At 53.5% G+C, this 3,141-nt stretch carries 6 protein-coding genes; all 6 read right to left on the bottom strand.

The window, feature by feature from the left end:
* Positions 1-2: 2 nt before the first annotated feature.
* The gene (locus K0335_RS21995) at positions 3-746 is read right to left on the bottom strand and encodes a phage tail protein (RefSeq protein WP_000211121.1); all 744 of its coding nucleotides are present in this window, start codon (positions 744-746) and stop codon (positions 3-5) included.
* Positions 747-756: 10 nt separating this feature from the next.
* On the bottom strand, positions 757-1,158 hold the full coding sequence (locus K0335_RS21990) for a phage minor tail U family protein (protein ID WP_001079419.1): 402 nt from the start codon (positions 1,156-1,158) through the stop codon (positions 757-759).
* A complete protein-coding gene (locus K0335_RS21985; RefSeq protein ID WP_000677106.1) occupies positions 1,155-1,733 on the bottom strand; it encodes a phage tail protein in 579 nt (192 codons plus the stop codon). Before K0335_RS21985 ends, K0335_RS21990 begins: the two co-directional genes overlap by 4 nt.
* 11 nt (positions 1,734-1,744) lie before the next feature.
* Positions 1,745-2,020: a hypothetical protein gene (locus K0335_RS21980; protein WP_001283146.1), complete on the bottom strand. Its 276-nt coding sequence runs from the start codon at positions 2,018-2,020 to the stop codon at positions 1,745-1,747.
* Positions 2,013-2,336 (bottom strand): DUF2190 family protein, encoded by a 324-nt coding sequence (locus K0335_RS21975; protein WP_001097046.1) that lies wholly within the window; start codon positions 2,334-2,336, stop codon positions 2,013-2,015. The genes K0335_RS21980 and K0335_RS21975 overlap by 8 nt, the downstream gene beginning before the upstream one ends.
* A gap of 86 nt (positions 2,337-2,422) precedes the next feature.
* A partial coding sequence (locus tag K0335_RS21970; protein WP_219362154.1) for a Mu-like prophage major head subunit gpT family protein occupies positions 2,423-3,141 on the bottom strand: 719 nt, incomplete at its 5' end.

The following is a 3,141-nucleotide window of genomic DNA, read 5'->3' as shown; positions in this document are numbered from 1 at the left end:
TGTTAACCTGCGGCGCTGACAGCCACCGTAGCCACTGCCACAAAATCGCCGTCAGAAGTCATGCCCACAATGCTGACACTGCCCTGCTTCACGCCTTTCACCGTGGCCACAAGCCCGTTCAGGGTCACCGTGGCAGTCTGTGGATCTGTCGAATGCACACTGATCGCTTTGTCACTGGCTCCGTCAGGTTTTACTGTAAAGGTCAGCGTGGTGGTTGCTCCCACTTTTACACTGGCAGATGCCGGTGCCACCGTCAGCCCGGTAACGCCCACGGTTTCAGTGCCTTCCTCTGCCAGATACGGACGCCCCACACCGCTGATTTTCACTGTGCGGGTCATCACGTCTTTTGAGGCAATGGTTTTACCCAGTGAACTCAGCCAGCCACGGAAAACATCAACAGTGCCGTTGGGATATTTGATACGAAACGCGCAGACTTCACCGGAGTCGAACAACTGAACCAGTTTTTTCTGCCCGCTGTCACCCGGACGCCAGGCCAGCGTCGCCGAAGTATCACCGACGGATTTCTGCCCCTGGGTTGTCGTTTTCCAGTCTGCATCTTCATCATCGAGATAAGTGTCATCTTCTGCATCAGCGGTCATTTCGCCAGGTTGCAGATCCTTCACCATCGCAAGACGCAGCCAGTCAGTGTCCGACAAAGGGTTCGCAAATGCGTCGCCGTTGCCGGTATACATCCAGAACGTCGTTCCCGCACCTTTCGTTTTTGCCAGTGGATTTGGTGTGGTCATTACCACCTCCTTAATTCGTGTACGTGATCTGGTACGTGATTTCCGCCATCGCCCAGGTGGCCATCTCATTATCACGTTGATAGTTAAAACCGAGTGGGATCAGGGTGTCGATGAGTCCGGAAAGTGCCGGTACATCATTCAGGGCCGGGAAAATAGTGCTCTCCATCCACATATCCAGCTCTGAATCCGGTGCCTGTGCCCGGATGAAGACAGCAATATGCAGAACAGCCTGCCAGTCATCTTCATCCGTCATTTTTCCGGTGTACTGAGCATCACTCAGCCACACCGCCACGGCAGGCAGTTCCTGCGCATCAACAAATGCCGGAAGTCCGTCAAAAAACGTGGCGCTGTCTCCACACTGTTCCCGAAGGCGTGCCAGTACGACCTGGCGGATTTGTGTATGTCGGTTCATCGGGTCAGCCATAACCTCAGTTGTTGTTTCAGTGCATACCCCAGCTGTTTCGGCATTTCCGCAGCAATGATGCGGTCGCGGGCATCTTCAAATGCCTGTGTCAGCGGTCCGGACAACGGGATTTTCACCACATCAATGGGGTAACGATTTTTGCCATCAATACGCCGCATCACATGCCAGCGACCATTCGCCAGTTGCTGAATAAACGCATCCCGGAAAAGATATTTACCCACCTTCAGCACACTGCCACGGTACTGCAGTTTTCCACCACGCCGGGCCAGTCTGACCCGGGCTGTCCCCAGCTTAATGGCGGGCAGATTGCCCCGGTTAACGCGGATCCTGGCCGTCATTTTTCCTGACGGACTGGCTTTAAACACCCGGACACGCTGACGTACCAGTTTCAGGGGGATCCCTTTCACCTGGTTATCTCCCGCAACGGTATTCCCGGCAACCTGCCGGGTGGCAACCGAGACCGCTTTCTGTGCCACACGGTTTATCGCCCATGCGCTGGCCTGTGGCACCATACGGGTATCAAGGCTGTTCAGATTACGGATGGCATTCTCAAGCCCCTTCATCCCACACCTCTTTACTCAATAAAGATCATTGGCTTACCGTTAAAACGTTCATGCCGTGTGACCGTCCATTGTTGTCCGTCATAAACAACGCGATCCCCGCGCCGTGGGCGGTATCCCAAAGAAAACACCACCAGAGAGACAGCAGGTCCGGACAGAGCATTCAGCTCTGCCAGTGTTTCGCCCGGGATCACAGCCATATCGACATCATTAATCGAGGCTGTCTTTCCCATCTTTCTGACCGTGATCGCATCCATACGCGCTGCCAGCCGAGAAAAGGGATCAGACATTGAGTTTTACCGGCACTTCTTCTGCACTGGTTCCGGCATCTGCCCAGACAACCCCGACCAGCGGATCAGAGCCGCTGTTAGTCAGCTGAACTTTTCCGGACTTCAGATAAACCTTCTTACCCGTTTTCATGTCATCCGTTTTCAGCTTAGGCAGGATAAACACACCTTCGGTCATGCCGTCGCCTGTTTCACCCTGTGGAATATCGGTCAGCGCCACCGCAAAAACATCGCCCACCTGCACCAGATCTCCGCTGCTGATGGCTGCACTGGCAACAATCGCCACCGTTTTTCCTTCTTCTACAAAATTCTTTGCCATAACTGTCTCCGCACAGCCCCGTTCAGGGGCTGATTTCAGGTACAAAAAAAGCCCTTACGGGCCATCAGAGTTGTTGTCTGCGACGTTTACGCCGTACATTTCACCAGACCGCGGTGATCAACTGGCGCGACACCGGCGTCAATACGCACTTTCGTTGTCACGCCATCCACACTGAAGCCCTCCATCTGATCAATATATGGCGTATCCACACCGTTGAGATAAGCCACTTCAATCGTATCGGAGCCTTTGGACGCAGCCAGGTAGAAAGTGGTCTGGCTGTTATCATCAAGACGAGGCTCTGCAATAACGGTCGCAAAATCTTTCACCGGGTTAATAATACCGGCGTTAATGTCAGCCCCCTTGACACTTGAGGAGCGAATGACCTGGTTAGCAACAGACTCCATCGCCGTCGGTACCAGTACGAACGCAGGACGAATATTCAGATGACGCTCCCCCTCTTTCTGAACGCGCATCAACTGGCGGGCTTTATCCAGCGATGCCACGTCCATTTCAGCGCTCTCCAGTACGTTTGCATGTTTCGCTTTATCGAACAGACTTACATTATCTGTGGAGATTTTCGGGTTAGACGTCAGAATGGCATAAACCAGATCGGCAATAGTGGATTTCGCCGCACGGCCCAGTTTCATCGGGACATCGGTCAGCATATTCAGATCATCATTGATAATGGCCTGACGGGTGATACTGAACAGCTCGCCATAGGTCGCCAGTGCAATAGTGGCCTGTTTATCTCCGGTGGTGACGTATTTATATTCCGCCCCTTCACGCACCTGACGCAGAGCACTGA

This window comes from Escherichia sp. GZ89 (genome assembly GCF_019366485.1).
Taxonomy (GTDB): Bacteria; Pseudomonadota; Gammaproteobacteria; order Enterobacterales; family Enterobacteriaceae; genus Escherichia; species Escherichia fergusonii.
This window is presented reverse-complemented; position numbering and strand designations above follow the sequence as displayed.

Bases quoted from the DNA above. Each gene is read 5' to 3' on its own strand.
- K0335_RS21995 (WP_000211121.1), bottom strand. From the start codon at position 746: ATGACCACACCAAATCCACTGGCAAAAACGAAAGGTGCGGGAACGACG.
- K0335_RS21990 (WP_001079419.1), bottom strand. From the start codon at position 1,158: ATGAACCGACATACACAAATCCGCCAGGTCGTACTGGCACGCCTTCGG.
- K0335_RS21985 (WP_000677106.1), bottom strand. From the start codon at position 1,733: ATGAAGGGGCTTGAGAATGCCATCCGTAATCTGAACAGCCTTGATACC.
- K0335_RS21980 (WP_001283146.1), bottom strand. From the start codon at position 2,020: ATGTCTGATCCCTTTTCTCGGCTGGCAGCGCGTATGGATGCGATCACG.
- K0335_RS21975 (WP_001097046.1), bottom strand. From the start codon at position 2,336: ATGGCAAAGAATTTTGTAGAAGAAGGAAAAACGGTGGCGATTGTTGCC.